Origin of the sequence: Lysinibacillus sp. LK3, assembly GCF_001043675.1 — a bacterium.
In the GTDB taxonomy this organism is placed as follows: Bacteria; Bacillota; Bacilli; order Bacillales_A; family Planococcaceae; genus Lysinibacillus; species Lysinibacillus capsici.
In genome coordinates this window covers 41,462-62,793 of the sequence record NZ_LDUJ01000022.1, presented here as the reverse complement: position 1 = coordinate 62,793, position 21,332 = coordinate 41,462, and the positions used below count along the sequence as shown (strand labels likewise).

Genomic DNA, 21,332 nt, shown 5'->3' with positions numbered 1-21,332 from the left:
CTCTAATTTCACCCCGATTTAGAAGGTCTCGATAAAGAAATCAACGACATGATTAAATAACTCAGTGGATTTATACTTAACCTTCTCGAAATTCGTATATTGGTTCGTAAAAATAGTTTGATTGTTTTTATCTGTAATCAAAATATCTTCAATTAATGTATCGTAAATATCATCTGCATACTGTTCGTGTGAAGTGTTCTTATTACTGTACAACGCACCAAATCCAATCTGTGCCCCTTGTAATTTCGGATTTATTTGAACGGTCTCGGATAATACATTATCTACATCTATTTCTATTTTATCCTTATTTATAGCAATGTTAAATACTCTTTTTTCCGTTAAGTTTCTTGGGTACTCTTCTTCATCTATACGTGACCCTTTTTGCGTATCATGATAAGTGTAAACTGTTGCTTTATTAAATGCGTATTCTTCTTCATTCCACTTAATTTCATTTAATGGAAAGCGTTCTTTTTCAACAATTCCCCCGCCTGGTAATTTTTCATTTATTACAATCTCATTATCGACTAGTACAATTCGTAAATAACTATTTGTTTTTTCATCGTAATTTACATAGAAAGCTTGTTGGCCAACCACATTCCCTTTAAACGCAAAATTCACATTATATTGATCTGGCAGTTCCTCCTTTAAAAGAATTCTGCCTTCACTTGATGGTGCTGAAGTTAAGGTAATCTCATTATTTTCATATTCTGCCGCACCATTTATCACTTTCCAGTGTTGTGCTACTTCCTGATCTCCTATCTTAAATTGTATGTTTTGCCTACTGGCCTGTCTGATCTTCATCATCACATGATTAGTTGACCAATATGGTGATACTTGTAATCTGCTTAAATTATAAATATCTGCCTCTTTATCATTGTAGGCTCCTAATTCTAGATTAAAATGCATACGAAACTTATCTTTAATTTCTTTGTTATTCACACTTTCCACGAGAGGATCCATATTGTTATAAAGTGAGTTTGCATGCATAATTGCGTAGGCTTTAGGGACTTCCCCCAACTCTTCATGATAGATATCCTGCATTAAATTGTAGTCCTTCTTAATACGAGCCTCCATCTCTTGTCGAGTTTCACTTGGTATCATATATTGATTACGAATAAAATCCATTAAATAATGATTATAGTATTCTATTGTTGTTTTATTAGGTACGTTATTTTCATCTATGACGCCTAAGGACTGTCCTTTATCATTAAAAATATTAATATAGGTTAACCTATATCCATTGGAGCCCATTTCCCAATAACCGCTTTTTTCCATCAGTTTTAAATCTTTGGGCTTTAAAAATTTATTATCGGTTGTATCCATTTTATTGGCATACGTAAACATCGTCGCCTTATAATTTAATTTTTCCATAATATTTTGAGCAAAAATACTAGAATCTGTACGTCCATCTTCAAATGATAGATACAAAGCTTTTTCTGGCAATGGTTTATCATGCTGATAGAAGTCTAAAATATCCTTTTGAGTAATGGTTTGATACCCTTGTTTTTCTAACAAAGTTAATTGTTCTTCTAAATTCTTTTTAGACACATATTTAGGTGATTCATTTCTACTGACACCAAAATAGGAAAGGGCAATAAAACCCTCTTTATTATTTAATGGAACTGTTTCAGCTCCCCTTTTCTCTGTTAGAAAAACAGCTTTAATTAAAATGACAGCTAACAATACTACTATTATTAATTGAGCGATCGAACGGATGATTTTCCGACGATTTTTTTTAGCTGGCTGAAGCTCTACACTTTTTCCGTTCATTCCTTCTCACCCTTTTTTCTAATTTTCACCATCGAAAATCGGGATTTTCGTAATTTTTGCTTTTCCATTTTCTTTTCCTTCGCTAGAACATCCTGAGGTGTTTCCCTTGTCCCCCATGTAGATTTCCAAAAAGTCACCCAAGCAACTGGCATCTGCCATAGCAAAATAAATTCATAATAAAGGACAAAGATAAAACCAAATCCCCATAGTTTACTTTTTCTAAAGAATAGATGAGCCAAACTCATAAGCATGGCCATTAATAGTAAACCTATTAAAAACGTTGTAGGAAAAATACCATACATGACTGGTACATAAATTAAGTTATAAACAACGACAATTGGTGCTGCAATAGGAACAATTAAACCAATAATGAAGAAAAGGAACATAAACGGTTCTTTTTTCCACATAAATAAAAATGCACGCAAAGATTCTCGAAGCCAAGAACGTTTCCATCTCATTTGCTGGGACAGAAAAACTTTTGTGTCAGATGGAACAATTGTCGAACAAATGGCATTGTCCTGATAGCCTGTTCGATGTGTTTTTAAAATATAGTTCGTCATACTACGGTCATCACCAAAAGTTGCTGGCTGACCAAGAAATTTTTGATTAAGCCATGCTGTTTCATTTTTTAAAATTAGCTCTTTCCGGTAACAGGCTAGTGGTCCTGATAAGCAAGTAACCGTATCAAACCATGCTTCAGCTGCTTTCATAATACGGAAGGCAATATAATAACGAACCGTCTGTAATTTAGTTAGCGCATTAGTAAATTTATTTTCAACCTCTGTTCGGCCAGCCACACCGCCCATTTTGGGATCTTGAAAAGGTTGCACTAAATTACGGATTGCATGTGGCTCTAAAAAACTATCGGAATCCACAAAAACAACTAAATCATGCTTCGCTTGATGAACACCCGCAACTAACGCTTCCCGTTTCCCACCGTTTTGTGGAAGCTTATAAAACTTTAATCGATCATTCGTCTTAAATCGTTCACCCTCTTGATGAATAAGGTTAATCATGTCGTATGCCTTTTCCTCTGTACGATCTGTTGAACAATCATCTACAACGATTACTTCTAATTTATCTACTGGGTAATATTGATTGATACAACTAGAAATCGTGCGATGAATCCACTCTTCCTCATTAAAGACTGGAATAATAATGGAGACACCTGGTTCAAACTTTGGATTGATCGGTACATTTTTATAGAAAATACCAAATAAATATCTACTTAACAGAAATGTTGCTGCAATAATACTATAAAGATATAAAAATTTATTAAACCTAAAGTAAATCACGCTTTCTGCTCTCATTAACATGACAATAATCGATACGACCAATAAAAATAAACTAGCCATAAAAATAGAAATGCCCCAACGTTTTTTTGTCATATATTCGTTTAAAGGCTGTAAAAATTCACAGGCAGCATAATAACGTAGTTCTCCATCCACTTCTTTCGTAAAATAACGGACAACCTTAGCCTTTAACTTCACTTTGGCTTCATAGCCCTCAGGCATTGCACCACCCGGTATGTTGAAATTCATTGTTAAAATTTCATTTATTAAAAATTCATGAGGTTGATTAGAGTAAACGAGGATACCCGTTACCGAAATATCCTCTGCAAAAAGTTTTTCTGCGTTCACTTGGCGTTTTGCCCTTTTAATATGAACCTCAAAATGAGTTTCGTAGCGTAAACTTAATTGTTGAAGTCGATAGATTTCATTCACATCTGTCGGATCAATTTCCTCTTTCTGATAGGAGGCGCCACGACGATTCACAAGGCTCCTTACATTTTCGGGATCGGGAATATTTGAAAGAATCCGACGGTCAGAGCGTGGTATCGTTAAGATCTCTTTTTTTGTTTTCATTGTTCATTCACATCCCTATTTGAATCTTCTTCAATCCAAGTAGACATTTTGCTAAAGCTATAACCATCTTCTAGAAGTTTTTCAATAATGAGTGGAAGTGCTTCTACCGTATTTGTTCCATCTAGGATATGCATGACAATGACCTTGCCGGGCCCAACCCTAGAAATCACCCGTTCGTAAATGTCTTGTGCTGAGTAATCTAAATTCCAATCAAAAGAAGCGATATCATACATAGCAATCGTTTTAATTCCCGCAGCAGTAATGATCTTGGCCGTTCGCTCATCCATTATTCCTTGGGCTGGTCGGAAATATAGAAGCGGGGGCTCTTGTAAAGCATAGGTTAATGCCTGATGTGCCTTCACTAAATCATCTTGTAATTCTTCGGGTGTCATTTTTGTAACATCTAAATGGTAATAGGAGTGGCTCGCTACCTCATGACCTTCCTCTACAATCATCTTCGCTAATTGTGGATTCTTCTCCACACCACTTCCTATTAGGAAAAAGGTACTTTTGATATTATATTTACGTAAAACATCCAACACTTCTTTTACTCGTTTTTCATGTGCCCAATCATCAAAAGTAATAGCTATTTCCTTTTTTGTTGTCTCTTTTCGATAATATAAATTCGGCTTGGCTTGCTCATAATTTACATTTGGACTGACAGCATCATATCCTGAAATTTCTTCCACGGACTTTGTTAAATAACGTTTATCTAATAGATCACTTAAGGTAGTAATGGTATACTCGCGTTCTTTAGCTAATTGAGCTAATAATGGTATAGCATCAATAATGGCAGGATTAATGTATGTGTTGAGATGAATAATAGAGCCCCTATCAATATATTTACTGATATAATTAATCAGCTCCTGAGCACTTTGCATTTTTCTATCAAGTGGGTTAATAGATAATCCAATAACGGCTTTCATATCAAGCGCCTTAGCTGCTAAGCGCATATTATCGGTAACATCGCCTGAACGACTACGAACAAATTTTGGTGTATAGCCTAAATGCTCTTCAAAAATTTGATTGGTTAACATGATTTCTTCATACGTTTGGTCATAATCCAAAGACGTTACATCTGGAAATGTCAATGTACCGTTTTGCACCTCATGTCCCCTTTTTAAGATATCTTTCACAAGCTCTGGCTCTTGAGCAACACGCATTCCCTCTAGAAAAAAGGTAGCCTTCATATTCGATTCATCTAGTTTCGTTAATAGCAATTTCATTGTGTCGTTATCTGCTAAGCCATTAAATGTTAACGATACTTTTGGTACCACAATATTGGCATGACTAATTAATTCACTTTTAGTACCATCAGATTTTTTGACCTCTATAGAAGAATCAACTGGATGAATCGTTTCTTGTGTCGCTGACTGACAGCCTGCTAAGAACAGCATGATGAGCAGACCACATAGTTTTAGTAGTTTCATTTCCTATGAATTCCCCCTTATAGTTTGTAATAATTTTTATTTTCGAACAAAAAATGGGTATTACGTGTATCAAAAATTAAAGAAGCTTGTTGATCAATTAAAGAGTAATCAATAGTTGAATGATTCGTTAAAATTAATACTGCATCTGCTTGTTGGATTATTGGTGCTGTTAATGCAACCGTATTGAAATGTGATTGTTCGATAGAGAATGTTTGTATATAAGGATCAATGATTGTTAATTGACATTGTTTATCTAGTAGTTGCTGAATAACATGAAGTGCTGGCGATTCACGTGAATCGTTTATATTAGGTTTATAAGTGACACCGATGACAACAATATTGGCTCTATACAGCTCTTTATTTTGAATACTTAAGTAATTACTTAGTCTCTCGACTACAAAGTTGGGCATTGAGTCATTGATTTTATCAGCTGCTTCAATTAACGTTGCAGAGATACCATGTTGTTGCCCAGCCCATAGTAGATATTTAGGATCGACTGGAATACAATGCCCTCCCACTCCTGGCCCTGGTGTAAATGGCATAAAACCATACGGCTTTGTAGAAGCTGCATCAATAACTTCCCAAATATCAATGTTCATCTTATAGCAAATCTGACTTAACTCGTTTACAAGGGCTATGTTAATTTGGCGAAAAGTATTTTCCAGTAATTTCTCCATTTCAGCCACTCTAGGGCTTGTCACAGTACACACATGGGTATGGAGAACTGTTTCATAAAAAATCTTTGATAATTCTAGGCATGTGGCTGTTATTCCCCCAATCACTTTTGGTGTATTCGACACGGAAAAGTTGCTATTTCCTGGATCAACACGTTCTGGTGAATACGCTAAAAACAAATTATGACCAATAGTAAAACCATATTTTTGTAAAATAGGCTGGACCATTTCTTCTGTTGTCCCAGGGTAAGTCGTACTTTCAAGAATAACTAGCGCATTGGCTTTAATATTTTGTCCGATGGCATGCGTTGCTTCTTCGATATATGAAATATTAGGTGTTCCATCAGGAGTAGTAGGTGTAGGTACACAAATAATCACAACGTCTGCTTGTGAGAGCATAGAAAAATCTTTAGTTGCTTCAAAATGTTTACTTTCGATCATTTGCTCTATATTTTCTCTCGGTAAATCAGCAATATAACTTTCACCATTTTGCAATTGTCTGATTTTTCCTTGATTCTTATCAAAGCCAACTACCTTAAATCCATTTTGAGCCATTTCCACAGCAAACGGTAAACCTACATAGCCAAGTCCAATCACTCCAATTGTTGCTTTTTTTGTTTGGATTTTTTTCAATAAAGCTGTACTTAGTGATTTCGTTTCGCTCGTCATTAAAATTACTCCTTTATTTAATCTGTATTTTCATTGTTTTTTCTTTATTTAATTGAGGAACGCATTCCATAAAGCAATGGTTCAATTCTCGTCATCTTTTGTAAAAACCCCCTTCAACATTCAAACTTACACAGGACTCTTTAGTCGAAATAGATCAGTAGGATTACACATCACTCAAAATAAGTTTATTAACGTTTATATAGTACTAATTGAAGCTGAACAATTTCTAAACAATCACATACAAGGTAATAAAAACCTATTTCCCTAAAAAATAAATCAAATTTTCATTATAAAAACGTCTATTTACGACGTTTTTATATTAACCATTAACTGTAAATTTTTTTGTTTAGAAAATTTTTTCTTTCTACAATTCTAAAAATCCCCTTAAGCCTCGGTTGTCCACCGACACTTAAGGGGATTGGTAAATAAAAAAGAGCTAAGGGCAGAACAATCTACCCTTAGCTCCTTTAATATGCTTTAAATAATTTTTGTAAAATATAATAGGATTGTTTTAAGCGCTCTTCATATTTTGGAACTTGCCATGTTTCCCATGTATAAGCAGACAGTGGTGGTAAAACATCATTAGAAGCTGCTGGCATAGATTGAACAACGTTGTTCTCTTTATCTACAAATAAAGCACCAATATAAATATTGTCTACTTTAACCGCCGCTTTATCGCCATCTTTATACAGGTTACCTATAAACTCACGCTGACTCGGATCTTTAGCTTGAATCAATAACCAAGGGATGCGAAGTTCGATAACATTGTCATCGGTCCAAGTATAATCAACTAAAGAATCATAATCTTTTGCTTCTGGATTAGCATTTCCTTGAAGTAATTTTCCTGTTTCGTAGATACTAAAATCAGTCGTTCTATTTTGCTCAGGTAAAAATAGTTGTTTATTTAACACATAGTAAATAGGGGCGAACTTTCCACTATTTTTCAAGGCATTTGCCATTCGGGGAGCAACTAAATTTAAACGGTGGCCATATAAATAATCATAGAAATCGTAGTATTCATCAATAACAACCCTAGATTGACCATTTTTATTGAGCTCAACTATAAAATCAACACCATTGGAAAACGTCATATTTTTTATAGATGTAGCAGACATATTTCCTTGACCTGGTACAACATCTAATAAAATGCGAGGGGAGGTATTGGCTAACTCCTCACTTTTTAATTTAATGTACAAATAGCGCTCATCATAGTCTACTGCAAAATCTGTTGGATTGTTTGGTGCAGTATCATATAGCTGTTTACCCGTCCATTCCGTTGTCTCTCCATCTACTTTTACCTTAAGTCTATCAAAGCTTAATAAACCAAACTGTTGCTCATTTGTTTGAGCATTGGACCAAAATGGTCGACGATTCGGATCATCATAATCCATCGTATTCCACGTTCGTTTAAACCACTCATCTTGCCATGTAAAAACAAGTCCTCCCATGAGCCCTTCATGCATAATATCCTCAAATAAATGTTGAAGTGTTTCTCCCTGAGCTTGCTCTGACATTTGCCCCTGATTCCAACCATATACATTATCATGTGTTTTACCACGTGATGCTGGGATACCAAATTCCGCAATAAGAACAGGCATAGTATGAGCTTCATGGAGCTCTTTTAAATAACCTGCATAGCTATTTTTGTTCCCTCGGAAATCGACATAATTTAAATAATCTTTATCGAAATTAAAGAAGTCAGGGTAATAAGGATACACATGATAGGAAGCAAATTGTCCTGGTGCAGTCATCTCTCCTTTTGTATAAATAACATTTGGATTGACCCCTACTAAATCTTCATCCTCAGATGGCTCTGACGGATGTTCAAGAATGTCAGTTGTGACCCAGTTCGTGAAACTCATTGGACGTAGCCAGTTATATTTTTCCTTTTCATAAACTGACACCACATCCATTTGTTCTGCTAGCCAATGCTCAAACGGAGAGGCACCCTTTGTTTCAAAAAAAGTACCGTTGTATTGACCAATATTTGCATGTTTTTCATTCGTTCCCACAACCATGTGTGGATACCATTCAATTCCTAGTACCCATCCTATAACATATTTTGATACGTCTACATCATATAAGCCAGATGCATGTCCTGGGCGAGGCTCCACATAGATATTTCCATGAATGACATCTACCATTTGTTTCATTTCTAATTGGAAATCTTCTAACGTATCTTTATCATAGGCGTCCAATGAACCTGCTAAGCCCTCTTCATTAATCCAAACTCCATGTAAAACATATAATGGTTTTTTTGGATGTTCTTCATTATATTTAGCAAGTGCTCTATAAAAGCCTGGTGGATGTAATGTATAGACTCGTATCGTATTAGCATTCATGTCTGCTATTTGTTTAAACCATCGATAATATTCCTCTTCAGTAATTGCTGCTTCTCCAGGAAAGGCGCCAGGTTTCCCCATTCCGATATTGACACCCTTAAATACGATTGGTTCCCATTTGCTATCTCTTAGCACCTCAAAAGATTGTCCCTGAATCCTTGCATTATAGTTTAATTTCTCATGATTTACAGTATCCTGAACCTCTTTGTGCTCAAATGAATCAAATATTTTATGCATTACTGGGATGTAAATGGACCAATAAAACGAACTGTCCGCATACTTCTCAGCATATTTATAGATTGTAGGTAACCCTTTTATTTTATAAATATTCGGTACCCGTGCGATATCATTAAAATCTCCCGCAAAATAATAACTAGATGTGTAGCGCTTATCTTGACCTACAATTGCTGCAAATTGCTCTGGAATACCATTAGCCTTTAACAGCTCTGTTCCTTTTTTCGTTAAATCCCATTTATAATTTGCAAGAGCATCTTCAGCATATTTGGGTGTAATAATATCAAACCAATAATCATATTGCGCCCTTGCAGATGAATGAAAGAATTTTTTCCCATTTTCAGTAAACTGCACTTGAATACCTTCAGATTTAACATGCTTGTCCAATTCAAGTACAAGGAGCTCTTCTGTTATTTCATTAAATAGTAAAAATCCTCCACCTTTATATGACCAATTATCGCCATGTTCATCGATAACCCATTGCGGAATTTCTAAATTTTTATGATAATCAAGCTCATCGAAATAACGTCCGATCCATCCAGACCATGTAATTCCTAAATAATCCTGTAATTCTTTACGAACTTCCTCTGATGTTGGTGAAGCAAACGTGTTATACTCTGCAATTAACATACTCTTCTTTTTGCTGGATAAGCGTTCGACGATTGACTGCCATTCTTTCTGTTCAAGTCCTCCAACAATTTTTTTAGAACGTTCACCTAAACGTTTTGCTTGTTGTAAATCATCTTCATAAACTCCGTACGTATCTGCCAAATAAATGACATCATAGTCACTATAATCATTTGGCAAATTCTTTTCTACAACGCTTTTAGTTTCATCATTTGGAACGGTTCCATAGTAATCGCGTTCTACTTCATAAGGTTCATTATTTAATCTATATTTATAATGGTTTAAAAACCAATTCACCCCTAAGTGCTCTCGGTAAGACTCATTCGGAACCGTTTTATCTATAATGGCCACATTTAGCTGTTTTTCATCTTCCAAGTACCACCATGCAATAGGGATTATAATGAGGACTAGAACGACCATAACCCCTATATAGACTCGTTTCATACACTTTTCTCCTTTTCAGCAATGCCGACACGTTTCATATTACCCCAGTCACTTTTTCTTAAGACAAAACGAACTAATCCCTCACAGCGCCAGAATAATGTTAGTGGGCGATACCAAAAAATTTCTGTAAACGCTAAAAGAATCATGCGTAACAACTCTCTTTTTTTCGGATACGTATTCATACTCCACGATTCAAACAATACTGCCGCTATTGAAAAAATAACACCATAAATAACGAATAGTAGTAGCAGTATGAGCGCAACTTCATAATAAATTTTCCCTAAGAAAAAGGCTATGACAATATAAATATATCCACCTAACTCGACAAGAGGCCCTAGACATTCTACTAGCCAAAAATACGGGAAAGAAAGAAATCCAATCATGCCATATTTAGGATTCAAGGTCATTTTTTTGTGCTTCCATAGACTTTCAAATAACCCTTGATGCCACCTTCTTCGTTGATTGCGCAGTACCCCTAATGTTTGAGGTGCTTCCGTCCAGCAAACTGGGTCAGGTACAAATTCAATACGTTTATTTTCTTTTTTTTCTTTTATAAGTCGATGGATATTCACTACAAGTTCCATATCTTCGCCAATAATATTGGTTGAATATCCACCTGCTTCAACAGCCCATTTTTTAGAGAAAACACTAAATGCTCCTGAAATAATAAGGACTAAATTGAATTTACTTAAGGCTATTCTCCCCATTAAAAATGCCCGCAAATATTCGATTACTTGCATGATTACTAAGTAATTACTAGGTAATTGCGTCTCATAAATAGAGCCAAACTGCATCTTTGCACCATTTGCAATACGAATATTACCTCCTGCTGCAATGACCTCACCATCAGATAAAATGATAGGCTTCATCACCCGCAGCAAGGATTTTTCATCTAAAATGGAGTCCCCATCAATAGAGCAAAAATATGGATATTGAGATACATTAATACCCACATTTAGTGCATCAGCCTTACCACCATTTTCTTTATCAACTAAAATACAATTTTTATAGATTTCTGATTCATATATTTGTTTAATGTCTTTTGTAGGGATGTTAGTTCGAACAATTTTATTGATTGGCTTCATTTGAAAATGTTCGATGACCGTTTGAAGGGTTTGATCTGTAGATCCATCGTTAATAATGATAATTTCAGTTTGAGGATAACGTAAATTCAATAATGAATATACTGTATCTACAACTCCTACTTCTTCATTGTAAGCAGGAACAAGTAACGATACCGGTTTTGAATAAAAGGCATCGATATGTGCATCATCATACTCTGATAGATCGAGACGATAGCGTTTTCTTAAATCCAGCATAGCAATGATGAACATTGTACAATATGAAACAATAACGAACAGCATATAAAATAAAATAATGCCCCCAAAAAACATCATGCAATAATCAATTATTTTCATTTACTTCCCCTCTTTTCTCGCTGCAATTTCTTGGGCCATTTCAATTGCATATTGATCATTTGAGGATTCAATGAATTGCTGTAATTTGGCAATACCATGTCGATCTTCTACAATCGTTTTTGCCGCTTGGGAACGTACCCACCAATTCTCATCTTGAAGAAGCTGCTCTAAATAACTATAAGTATAAGTAAGCGGTACATGTTTAAAAATTTTTGCAACCATTAACCTGGCTTCCCACATTTCTGAGGTCACAAAAGGGACAAAGGGATCCATCTCATCAATAATTCCTATTTCATATAGCCCTTTTAATGCTCTGATGTTAATTTCCGGTGTATCATGGTGTAATAATTTTTTTAATTCATCCAAATACTCCATATTTCTTTTTACAGCAGCAGTATCAATAACAGCAAATTGCATTTTGGCCGACAAACTATTAAAATCATGGAAAAATCGAATAAATACATTATCATCTAATAATATAAATAGTCTTCTATATTCACTTTCAGCGTAATTTACATTGGAATTTTTTATTTTCTCCATAAATAAATCTGGTTGGAAAAGCGAGTATATTTTCAATAACTGGAAATGTTCTTCATCTGTAATGTTATTTTTTTCGAATTCTTGGCACTTCGTTAGCAATTCATCTATTTGTAAGTCTGCAATTCGATAGAGGGCATTCATTCGAATACTCCATCGTTTACTGGATAAATCTTTTTCGTAGAATGCTTTTAAATATTGATTGGAGAATTGTTTAATTTTTAGTTCCACCTGTTCATTCCTTATATTCTTTAAATAGGATGAAAAAATTTTTTCAATAGCTTCTACTTGGGCCCTGCCTCGAGGAACCAATACGATACTAAATAATGCGTTATTGAATAAGTAATCATACCAAAGTTGAGAATAATTTTGTAAATAACGGTCACGAACTTTTTCAAAATAGCTTTCACGCTGCCGCTGAACAAGTAAATACATTAAAAAGATAAAGAGCACAACTAATAAAAAGAAAATTATTCCCAAAAGCGTCGAAACAGTCAGCTTGATCATTGCCAAAACCTCGCAAACGTTCTTTTAATTTTGGCTTCTAGCAAACGTAAATTAAATGGTTTGACAATATATTCATCAACACCGCCCTCATAAGCATTAAGCGCTGCCCCTTCAGAATTGCGTTCTGACATCATATAAATAATAAATTTCTTTTCATTTGGCATATGTCGTAAGATATGCAATATTTCTAAGCCATTTTTCAGAGGTAAAATATCATTCATAAGAATTAGATGCATATGCCCTGATTTATAATCATCCGATTGTAAAAAGCTATAGCCATCCTCATAAACCTTTACATCTAAGGAAAAATAAGGGATAGATATTTGGTTAAGCGTTGACTCTAATACTTGTCTAAAAATGGCGTTTTGCTCAATAATACTAACTTTCACTAATTCAGTTGGTTGCTCACAGTAATCCTTTACCTCTGCTATACTCCATGTTAATTGCTCATCCCCTGATAACATCTGTTTATTTTTATTTAACAGCTCTTCAAAAATAACGTTATTATTTCTTATTTCTGTTATAGAGGCCTTTAATGCAATCTGTTGGAACTTCCGTTCTGCTTTTAAGATGGCAAATATTCGTTTTAAAAACGCCCTAGCTTCTACATCACTACTTTGTAAAAAGAAGATGCCCCAATGATCTCCGTCGGATAATTGAAAAAGCAAGTCTGTCTTGCGTATTTTTGATTGTAAAAACGAGGTAACTTGATCATTCACATTTTCATTCAGTTGTGTAGCATTAGCTGTTTTTAAAAAGACTGCTGTTATAGTAAGGCGTGATCTAATCACACTTTCTCGCCATATTTTAAAGTAGCGCTCTACTTCATGTTCTTGCATGATGTCATGGGTGAATTTTATATCATTCATTAGAATCACTCCATCTAGTTTTTTCTTATTATTACTTTCTATCATTTATTTCGTAGATTAACAACATTACTATAGTAATAAATATGACTAAACAATATCTAAACATAAATAGACGTCATAAAAAATACATAGTTTCTCATCAATTTAACTACAAATAAAAAAGAGTACATAAGTCGTTAAACTTATGTACCCTTTTATAAAATTTTTAATTCTTATTTTACCGGTACTACTGCACCTTTCCACTCTTCTAAAATGAAGTCTTGGATTTCTTTAGATGTTAATACTTCTAATAATTTTTTAATTTCAGGTTTTGATTCATCACCTGCACGTACAGCGATGATGTTAACATATGGAGATTCTTTATCTTCAAGAGAAATAGCATCTTCAATTGGGTTTAAACCGTTATCGATGGCAAAGTTAGAATTGATAAGTACTGCATCGCCTTCATCGTTTTCGTACATTTGTACAAGCATTTCTGGGGCAGTATTTGCATCGAATTTAAAGTTTTTAGGATTTTCTTCAATATCCTTTAATTCTGCTGCTGTTTTATCAATGCCTTCTTTTAATTTGATTAAGCCTTTAGCCTCTAACAATGACAGCATACGACCATGGTCAGATACTGAATTAGAAAGTAAAATTGTTGCGCCTTCAGGCAGGTCTTCTAACGTTTTATATTTTTTAGAGTAAATACCGATTGGTTCAATATGAACGCCACCTGCATTAACGAAATCATAGCCATTGTCTTTAATTTGTAGCTCTAAGTAAGGAATGTGCTGGAAATAGTTTGCATCAAGTGTTTTTGAGTCTAAATCTTGGTTTGGTAGAACATAATCTGTATACGTTTCAATTTTAAGGTCTATGCCTTCTTTAGCTAAGATCGGTTTTGCTTTTTCTAAAATAACTGCGTGTGGTGTATTAGAAGCACCTACTTTTAATGTTACGTTTTCTTTGCTATCTGTTTGATCGCCAGATGCTGATTTTTCATCTTCTTTTTTATCTGTACCGCAAGCTGCTAATGCTAGTACAAGTATTGATAAAAATAATCCTGCTAATAACTTTTTCATTTATGACACTCCCTTGTATTTGTTTTAAATATGTTAGCGGTAAAAACCGGAATAACCTCATTTTCGTGCTAGCGTTTATCAATTTTTTCAGTAATTAAATCACCAATCCATTGAATAATAAATACGACTACTAAGATCAAAATAGTTGCCATTAATGTCACATCTTGGCGATTTCGCTGGAAGCCGTCTAAGAAAGCTAAGTTACCAAGACCACCTGCACCAATAATTCCTGCCATCGCTGTATAACCTACAAGAGCAACAGCCGTTACAGTGATACCAGAAATCAAAGCTGGTAATGATTCCGGAACCAATACTTTCCAAATAATTGTAGAAGTTTTTGCTCCCATTGAACGGGCTGCTTCAATCACACCTTTATCAATTTCACGTAACGCAATTAATACCATACGAGCATAAAACGGTGCTGCACCGATAATTAAAGCAGGTAATGCCGCATTGGCACCGCGAATTGTACCTAGTAAAAACTTCGTAAATGGAATTAATAAAATAATTAATACGATAAATGGAATGGAACGGAAAATATTAACGAGTGATCCTGTTAAAAAGTTAACGATTTTATTTGCCCATAACTGATTGGGGCTAGTTAAAAATAGAACAATACCAATGACTAACCCAAGAATAAATGTCACAACCGTTGATATAGCTGTCATGTATAAAGTTTCATACGTAGCTTGCCACATATTTTCCCAGTCTACATTCGGAAAGAGATTAGTTAGCATTTTCAATCACCTCCGTCTGTACTTCCACTGTATTTAAATAACGAAGGGCTTCAGTGACGTTTGTCTGAGAGCCATCAATTTGCACAATCAATGTACCATATGCACCATTTTTTGTTTGTGAAATATTTCCGTGAACAATACTTACTTCTACATCAAATTGTTTCACAAGATGTGAGATGACAGGCTGTTCTGTTTTTTCACCAACAAAAATCAATTTGACAAGTTGTCCAGTTGGATAGTTTGTTTTAATTTGTGCTACCGTATCTTGTGTTTCCTTAGTGTCGGTAATTTGAGATACAAACTTCTTAGTAATAGCCGCCTGTGGGGCTTGGAAGACTTGTAATACCTCACCACGTTCCACAATTTCGCCTGCCTCCATCACCGCTACACGATGACAAATTTTGCGGATGACATGCATTTCGTGGGTAATCAGGACGATTGTTAAGCCTAAGCGTTCATTTATATCTACGAGTAAATCAAGAATGGCATCCGTTGTTTCAGGGTCAAGTGCGGATGTCGCCTCATCACATAGTAAAACCTCTGGATTATTCGCTAATGCACGTGCAATTCCTACACGCTGCTTTTGTCCCCCGGAAAGCTGGGATGGATATGCCTTATCGCGCCCTTCTAAGCCTACAAGGGCAATTAATTCCTTCACACGCGCTTCACGTTGAGCCTTTGGGAAGCCTGCGATTTCTAAAGGGAATGCAATATTTTCGGCAACTGTTCTTGACCAAAGTAAATTAAAATGCTGGAAAATCATACTTACCTTTTGTCTAGCTGCTCTAAGCTTTTGCCCTTTTATCGATGAAAATTCTTGATTGTTCACCGTTACTGTTCCTGCTGTCGGTTTCTCTAAACCGTTTAATAAACGAATCATGGTACTTTTACCAGCACCACTATAGCCGATAATGCCAAAAATTTCACCTTTATTAATAGTAAGGTTGACGTCTTTGACTGCCGTTAATTCGCCATTTGCTGTTTTGTATTTCTTTGTAATATTTTGAAGCTGGATCATAGCGAATACTCCTTTTCTCATATAGAAAACCCCTTCACTCACAGACAAGTAGAAGGGGTCACGTATGATACGTTAAACCGTTCTCTCATCTTTCAAAGAAAAATCTTTGGGTGATTTGGCACCTTTTCACATTGTGATGGTTGCCGGGCTTCATAGGGCACTTCCCTCCGCCACTCTTCATAAGAGTTCGATATATTTAATGTTTTAATAATATATTTGATACTTTACCACGCTAGTAAAGTTCAGTCAATTGATTTTTTTAACAATTCATATAAAAATGGTACGGATTGAAAAGCATAAATCTTTTCTGTCACTTTTCCGCCATCACTGATGAGTAGACAGGGAACACTTTCAATTTGATGCTCATAAGCTATGTGTTCCAAAAAGTTGATATTTGCTTTACCCATTTGTAGCTGTGGCAGTAATTGCTCAATAATGGACATCATTTTAGATGCCACTGCACACGTTCCACACATCGGTGTATATAAATAAAATGCAGTTTTCTCTCCCGACTGTTTAGCCGCTTCCCACTGCTCTATTGACCATTCTTCCATTTACTCACGCAACCTTACAAAATATATTCATTATGGATTGAAAAATGTGCACGCAGTAAAATCATTGCTAGCACTTTTCTTGGTGTCGTTTCTACTTCCTTGTATGTTGGCATTGTGCGCAGATGCTCAGCCTCTGGATAATGTCTGTCCATTAATGCACGTAGCTTATCACCAGAAGTATCTGCATCAAAAAAAGTAAATAGCTCACAGCCCTCATAGGGATCCAGTAGTTCTTCTAATTGATGCACACCAATTGTACCATTCGTACATAGTATTGTAACATTCTCATTCAAAATAGGCTCAATTTGTAGCTTATCTGAGCGCCCTTCTACTATCAAGCATTTTCCCTCGAACATTACGCCACCTCCATTTAGAGATCCCCACTTATAAGTCATTATATAACAAAAAACGCCGGTAGTTTCCGACGTTTTTCGATTATGGCTTGTCTTATTCAGCGATCATTTCTTCGTATTGCTCTGCTGTCATTAGTTTCTCAACTTCTGATGCGTCAGCAGGCTCAACAACGATCATCCATGCTTTTTCATATGGTGATTCATTAACGAATTCTGGGCTATCTTCTAAATCTGCATTTACTTCAACTACAGTACCTGAGATTGGTGCATATAATTCAGAAACAGTTTTTACTGATTCTACGCTACCGAATGGATCATCTGTTTTGATTTCGTCGCCAACTTGTGGAAGCTCAACGAATACGATATCTCCTAATTCAGATTGTGCGAAGTGAGTAATACCAATACGTACTTTTCCATCTTCTACTTTTACCCATTCATGTTCTTCAGAGTATCGTAAGTCTTTAGGTGTGCTCATGCAAAAAACCCCTCCATAAATATGTAATATATTCACTTTCAGTGTGCCATACTTCTCCTATAAATACAAGGTTTAATACGGTTATTTCCAAGCTTGCTCAAAATCTACTTCTTTAAAACCTAAAGTAACTTTTTTTCCATCTGTCACGATGGGACGTTTAATTAACATGCCATCTGAAGCAAGTAGCTCAAGCTGCTCATCCTCCGTCATTTCCGCTAACTTGTCCTTTAAGCCAAGCTCACGATATTTCATGCCTGAGGTATTAAAAAATTTCTTCAAAGGCTGTCCACTAGCTTGCCAAATAGCTGTTAATTCTTCTTTAGTGGGAGGTTGCTCTGCGATATGTACCTCTTCATAGGAAACCTCATGCTCATTTAACCACTTCTGTGCCTTTTTACATGTTGTACATTTCGGATAATGGAAAAATTGAATCGTCATTACAATGCTCCTCTTCTGTCTTTTTCTGTAGTATACCATCATAGTTGTTTTCAATGGTGAACTTCACTCTTTTTTGTAAGTTTATCCACCAGTTGTGCAAATTTATCCGCTCCTTTTACGATTATCCATCTCATAAAAAAAACCTAGCTATCTTTTGCAGATAGCTAGGTTAAATTTGCACTATTAAACAATATATTTTTCAGCATCAATTAATTTAACGGAAGCCTCACGCTTCTTCGCAATTAAATTATATGGATTATTACGCGTTAGCTTACGCAGTGCAGATAATGTCATACGGGCTGCATCGCCATCCGCTGAAGCAAGAATTGTGTCTTTTGCTTCTTTTTCGATTTCTGCGAATGCTTCTTGGCAGAAAATTTGTGTGTATAGCAATTTTTGATGTGCTTTTTCAGCACCGTCACGAGCAATTGCTTTTTCTGTACGTAAGACAGCTGATTCCATTGCAAATAATTGGTTAGCTATATTCGCAATGTTTACCAATACTTCTTGCTCTTGATCAAGTTTTGCACCAAAGCGTTGTGCTGCTAATCCTGCAGCTAAAACAGCAATCTTCTTGGCATTTTTCACTAAATATTTTTCTTGTGCTAACGGCTCTGTACCGATTTCCTCTGGCATTAGCATAAGCAGCTCTTGCTGTAAATTTTGAGCAACTTGTAATAATGGCAGCTCACCTTTTAGCGCCTTTTTCATAAATGTACCAGGTACAATCATGCGGTTAATTTCGTTTGTACCTTCAAAAATTCGATTAATACGAGAATCACGGTAAATACGCTCTACCTCATACTCAGCCATAAAGCCATAACCGCCATGAAGTTGTACTGCTTCATCTGCAATATAGTCTAATGTTTCTGAACCGAATACTTTGGCAATAGAGCATTCAATAGCATATTCAGCAATCGCACCTGCAATCACTTTTCCTTGCTTTTGCTCTTCTAGGCTTAATTGGCTTAAGCGATCCTCAAATAGACCCACAGTACGATAGTTTAATGATTCTGAAGCATACAATTGCGAAGCCATCGTTGATAATTTCTCTTTTGTCAGATTGAAATCAGAAAGCTTTGTCTTAAACTGCTGACGTTGGTTTGTATACTGAATAGCTAACTCCAATGCACGTTTCGATCCGCCAATTGTGCCCACGCCTAGTTTATAACGACCAATGTTTAAAATATTGAACGCAATGATATGCCCACGACCAATTTCGCCTAATAGATTTTCTACAGGTACTTCCGCATCTTCCAATACTAATGTACGAGTTGATGATGATTTAATCCCCATTTTCTTTTCTTCAGGACCAACTGAAACACCATTGTAGGCACGTTCTACGATAAAGGCGGAGAATTTATCGCCATCAATTTTTGCGTAGACCACAAATACATCAGCAAAGCCTGCATTCGTAATCCACTGTTTTTCACCATTTAAAATATAATGTGTGCCAGCTTCATTTAATTTTGCAGTCGTTTTTGCACCTAGAGCATCTGAACCTGAACCTGGCTCTGTTAATGCATAGGCAGCGATTAATTCACCTGAAGCAAGCTTAGGTAAATATTTTCTCTTTTGATCTTCATTACCGAATAGAACAATTGGTAATGACCCAATACCAACGTGAGCACCATGTGTGATAGAGAAACCACCTGCAACAGACATTTTTTCAGCGATTAAAGCTGAAGAAACTTTGTCTAATCCTAGCCCTTCGTATTCTTCAGGCACATCTGCTCCAAGTAAGCCTAATTCGCCTGCACTTTTTAGGAGACGCACTGAATGCTCAAATTCATGGTGCTCTAAATTTTCAACTACTGGTAAAACTTCATTTGCAACGTATTCCTCTGTTGTTTTAGCAATCATTTTATGCTCGTCAGTGAAATCTTCCGGTGTAAATACACGATCTAATTCCACATCTTCAATAAGAAATCCGCCGCCTTTAATGAAATCAGTTGTTTTTTCAGTCATGATTAATTCCTCCCAATATATCTTTTTGTTAGTTGATTCCCCTAATGATCATGTATAGAAAAGCTTGACGTATACAATGTTCGGAGGCAACCGTAAACAGTACACCTCAAGCTGATCTAGCAAAAATTATAGAATTTCAAATACGCCAGCAGCACCCATGCCGCCACCAATACACATTGTCACTACACCATATTTCTTCCCTTGACGCTTCAATTCATGAATTAGCTTTAATGTTAAAATAGCTCCCGTTGCGCCTAGTGGATGACCTAATGCAATCGCTCCACCATTGACATTGACTTTCTCTTGGTCGATGCCTAAATGACGTACCACCTGTAATGACTGTGAAGCAAATGCTTCATTGATTTCCCATAAATCAATATCTTCGATGGATAAACCTGCAATTTCCAACACTTTTGGCACTGCCACGATAGGCCCGATACCCATTACTTCAGGAGGTACACCGCCAACTGCAAAGCCTAGGAATTTTGCAATTGGTGTCAGTCCTTGCTTGACAGCCTCTTCACGATCCATTACTAGTACAGCTGCTGCACCATCAGAAGTTTGAGAGGCATTGCCCGCCGTTACACTGCCTTTTACGTGGAAAGCTGGACGTAGTTTGGCTAAACCTTCAACTGATGTACCTGGACGTACACCTTCATCCATACTGAATGTGAATTTTTTCACTTGTGGTTTATTGTTATCGTCTACGTAGTGCTGTTCCACTTCAATTGGTACAATTTCATCATTGAATTTACCTTCTTTAATTGCCTTTTCAGCAAGCTCATGCGAGCGAACAGCAAAAGCATCTTGGTCTTCACGACTAACATTATATTGACGAGCTACTTCCTCAGCTGTATGCCCCATGCCCATATAATACTGTGGAGCCGTTTCTGCTAAAGTCGGATTTAAACGTGGTGTATTCCCTACCATTGGCACCATACTCATGGATTCTACACCACCAGCAAGAATAGCCTTTGAGTGTCCTAGCATAATTCGCTCCGCTGCATAAGCAATTGCCTGTAAACCTGATGAGCAAAATCTATTGATTGTCAGAGCAGGCGTTGTATCTGGTAATCCAGCAAGTGCCCCAATACTACGTGCTACATTCATTCCTTGCTCTGCTTCTGGCATTGCACAGCCTAAAATTAAATCATCAATTGGCCCTTCATAGCCTGCTCTTTTCAATGTTTCCTTGACTACAACAGCACCAAAATCATCTGGTCTTACTGTTGCTAAAGAACCTTTTTTTGCTTTTCCAATTGGAGTTCGTGCTCCTGCTACAATAACGGCTTCACGCATCGTATTAATCCCCCTTTGTTTCATGTGCAAGATTGATCTA

The 21,332-nt window shown here is 36.0% G+C and carries 17 protein-coding genes and 1 riboswitch; all 17 genes read right to left on the bottom strand.

Annotated elements, in window-relative coordinates; all coding sequences use genetic code 11:
• Positions 1-18: 18 nt before the first annotated feature.
• Positions 19-1,770: a polysaccharide deacetylase family protein gene (locus VK91_RS16655; RefSeq protein WP_048394385.1), complete on the bottom strand. Its 1,752-nt coding sequence runs from the start codon at positions 1,768-1,770 to the stop codon at positions 19-21.
• On the bottom strand, positions 1,767-3,635 hold the full coding sequence (locus VK91_RS16650; RefSeq protein ID WP_048394383.1) for a glycosyltransferase: 1,869 nt from the start codon (positions 3,633-3,635) through the stop codon (positions 1,767-1,769). Before VK91_RS16650 ends, VK91_RS16655 begins: the two co-directional genes overlap by 4 nt.
• Entirely contained in the window at positions 3,632-5,065 is a 1,434-nt protein-coding gene (locus VK91_RS16645; protein WP_231595700.1) for a polysaccharide deacetylase family protein, read from the bottom strand. Before VK91_RS16645 ends, VK91_RS16650 begins: the two co-directional genes overlap by 4 nt.
• A gap of 17 nt (positions 5,066-5,082) precedes the next feature.
• Positions 5,083-6,408, bottom strand: a complete 1,326-nt coding sequence (locus tag VK91_RS16640; protein WP_048394381.1) for a nucleotide sugar dehydrogenase — start codon at positions 6,406-6,408, stop codon at positions 5,083-5,085.
• A gap of 467 nt (positions 6,409-6,875) precedes the next feature.
• A complete protein-coding gene (locus tag VK91_RS16635) occupies positions 6,876-10,055 on the bottom strand; it encodes a hypothetical protein (protein ID WP_048394379.1) in 3,180 nt (1,059 codons plus the stop codon).
• A complete protein-coding gene (locus tag VK91_RS16630; protein ID WP_048394377.1) occupies positions 10,052-11,473 on the bottom strand; it encodes a glycosyltransferase in 1,422 nt (473 codons plus the stop codon). The genes VK91_RS16635 and VK91_RS16630 overlap by 4 nt, the downstream gene beginning before the upstream one ends.
• Positions 11,474-12,517, bottom strand: a complete 1,044-nt coding sequence (locus tag VK91_RS16625) for a HEAT repeat domain-containing protein (RefSeq protein ID WP_048394376.1) — start codon at positions 12,515-12,517, stop codon at positions 11,474-11,476.
• Complete coding sequence (locus VK91_RS16620) at positions 12,514-13,386, bottom strand: response regulator (protein ID WP_048394374.1); 873 nt, start codon at positions 13,384-13,386, stop codon at positions 12,514-12,516. The genes VK91_RS16625 and VK91_RS16620 overlap by 4 nt, the downstream gene beginning before the upstream one ends.
• Before the next feature lie 212 nt (positions 13,387-13,598).
• Entirely contained in the window at positions 13,599-14,450 is an 852-nt protein-coding gene (locus VK91_RS16615; RefSeq protein ID WP_048394372.1) for a MetQ/NlpA family ABC transporter substrate-binding protein, read from the bottom strand.
• A gap of 68 nt (positions 14,451-14,518) precedes the next feature.
• A complete protein-coding gene (locus tag VK91_RS16610) occupies positions 14,519-15,187 on the bottom strand; it encodes a methionine ABC transporter permease (protein ID WP_004228234.1) in 669 nt (222 codons plus the stop codon).
• Entirely contained in the window at positions 15,177-16,205 is a 1,029-nt protein-coding gene (locus VK91_RS16605) for a methionine ABC transporter ATP-binding protein (protein WP_004228232.1), read from the bottom strand. The genes VK91_RS16610 and VK91_RS16605 overlap by 11 nt, the downstream gene beginning before the upstream one ends.
• Before the next feature lie 82 nt (positions 16,206-16,287).
• A riboswitch (SAM riboswitch) is annotated at positions 16,288-16,391 on the bottom strand.
• Between the two features lie 56 nt (positions 16,392-16,447).
• Positions 16,448-16,759 (bottom strand): thioredoxin family protein, encoded by a 312-nt coding sequence (locus tag VK91_RS16600; RefSeq protein ID WP_048394370.1) that lies wholly within the window; start codon positions 16,757-16,759, stop codon positions 16,448-16,450.
• Between the two features lie 14 nt (positions 16,760-16,773).
• Positions 16,774-17,115 (bottom strand): hypothetical protein, encoded by a 342-nt coding sequence (locus VK91_RS16595; RefSeq protein WP_004228229.1) that lies wholly within the window; start codon positions 17,113-17,115, stop codon positions 16,774-16,776.
• A gap of 91 nt (positions 17,116-17,206) precedes the next feature.
• The gene (gene gcvH / locus VK91_RS16590) at positions 17,207-17,587 is read right to left on the bottom strand and encodes a glycine cleavage system protein GcvH (RefSeq protein ID WP_004228227.1); all 381 of its coding nucleotides are present in this window, start codon (positions 17,585-17,587) and stop codon (positions 17,207-17,209) included.
• An 81-nt stretch (positions 17,588-17,668) separates the two neighbouring features.
• The gene (locus tag VK91_RS16585; protein WP_004228225.1) at positions 17,669-18,025 is read right to left on the bottom strand and encodes an arsenate reductase family protein; all 357 of its coding nucleotides are present in this window, start codon (positions 18,023-18,025) and stop codon (positions 17,669-17,671) included.
• A 183-nt stretch (positions 18,026-18,208) separates the two neighbouring features.
• Positions 18,209-19,993, bottom strand: a complete 1,785-nt coding sequence (locus VK91_RS16580) for an acyl-CoA dehydrogenase family protein (protein ID WP_048394367.1) — start codon at positions 19,991-19,993, stop codon at positions 18,209-18,211.
• Between the two features lie 126 nt (positions 19,994-20,119).
• Entirely contained in the window at positions 20,120-21,292 is a 1,173-nt protein-coding gene (locus VK91_RS16575; protein WP_048394365.1) for an acetyl-CoA C-acetyltransferase, read from the bottom strand.
• Positions 21,293-21,332: the final 40 nt, after the last annotated feature.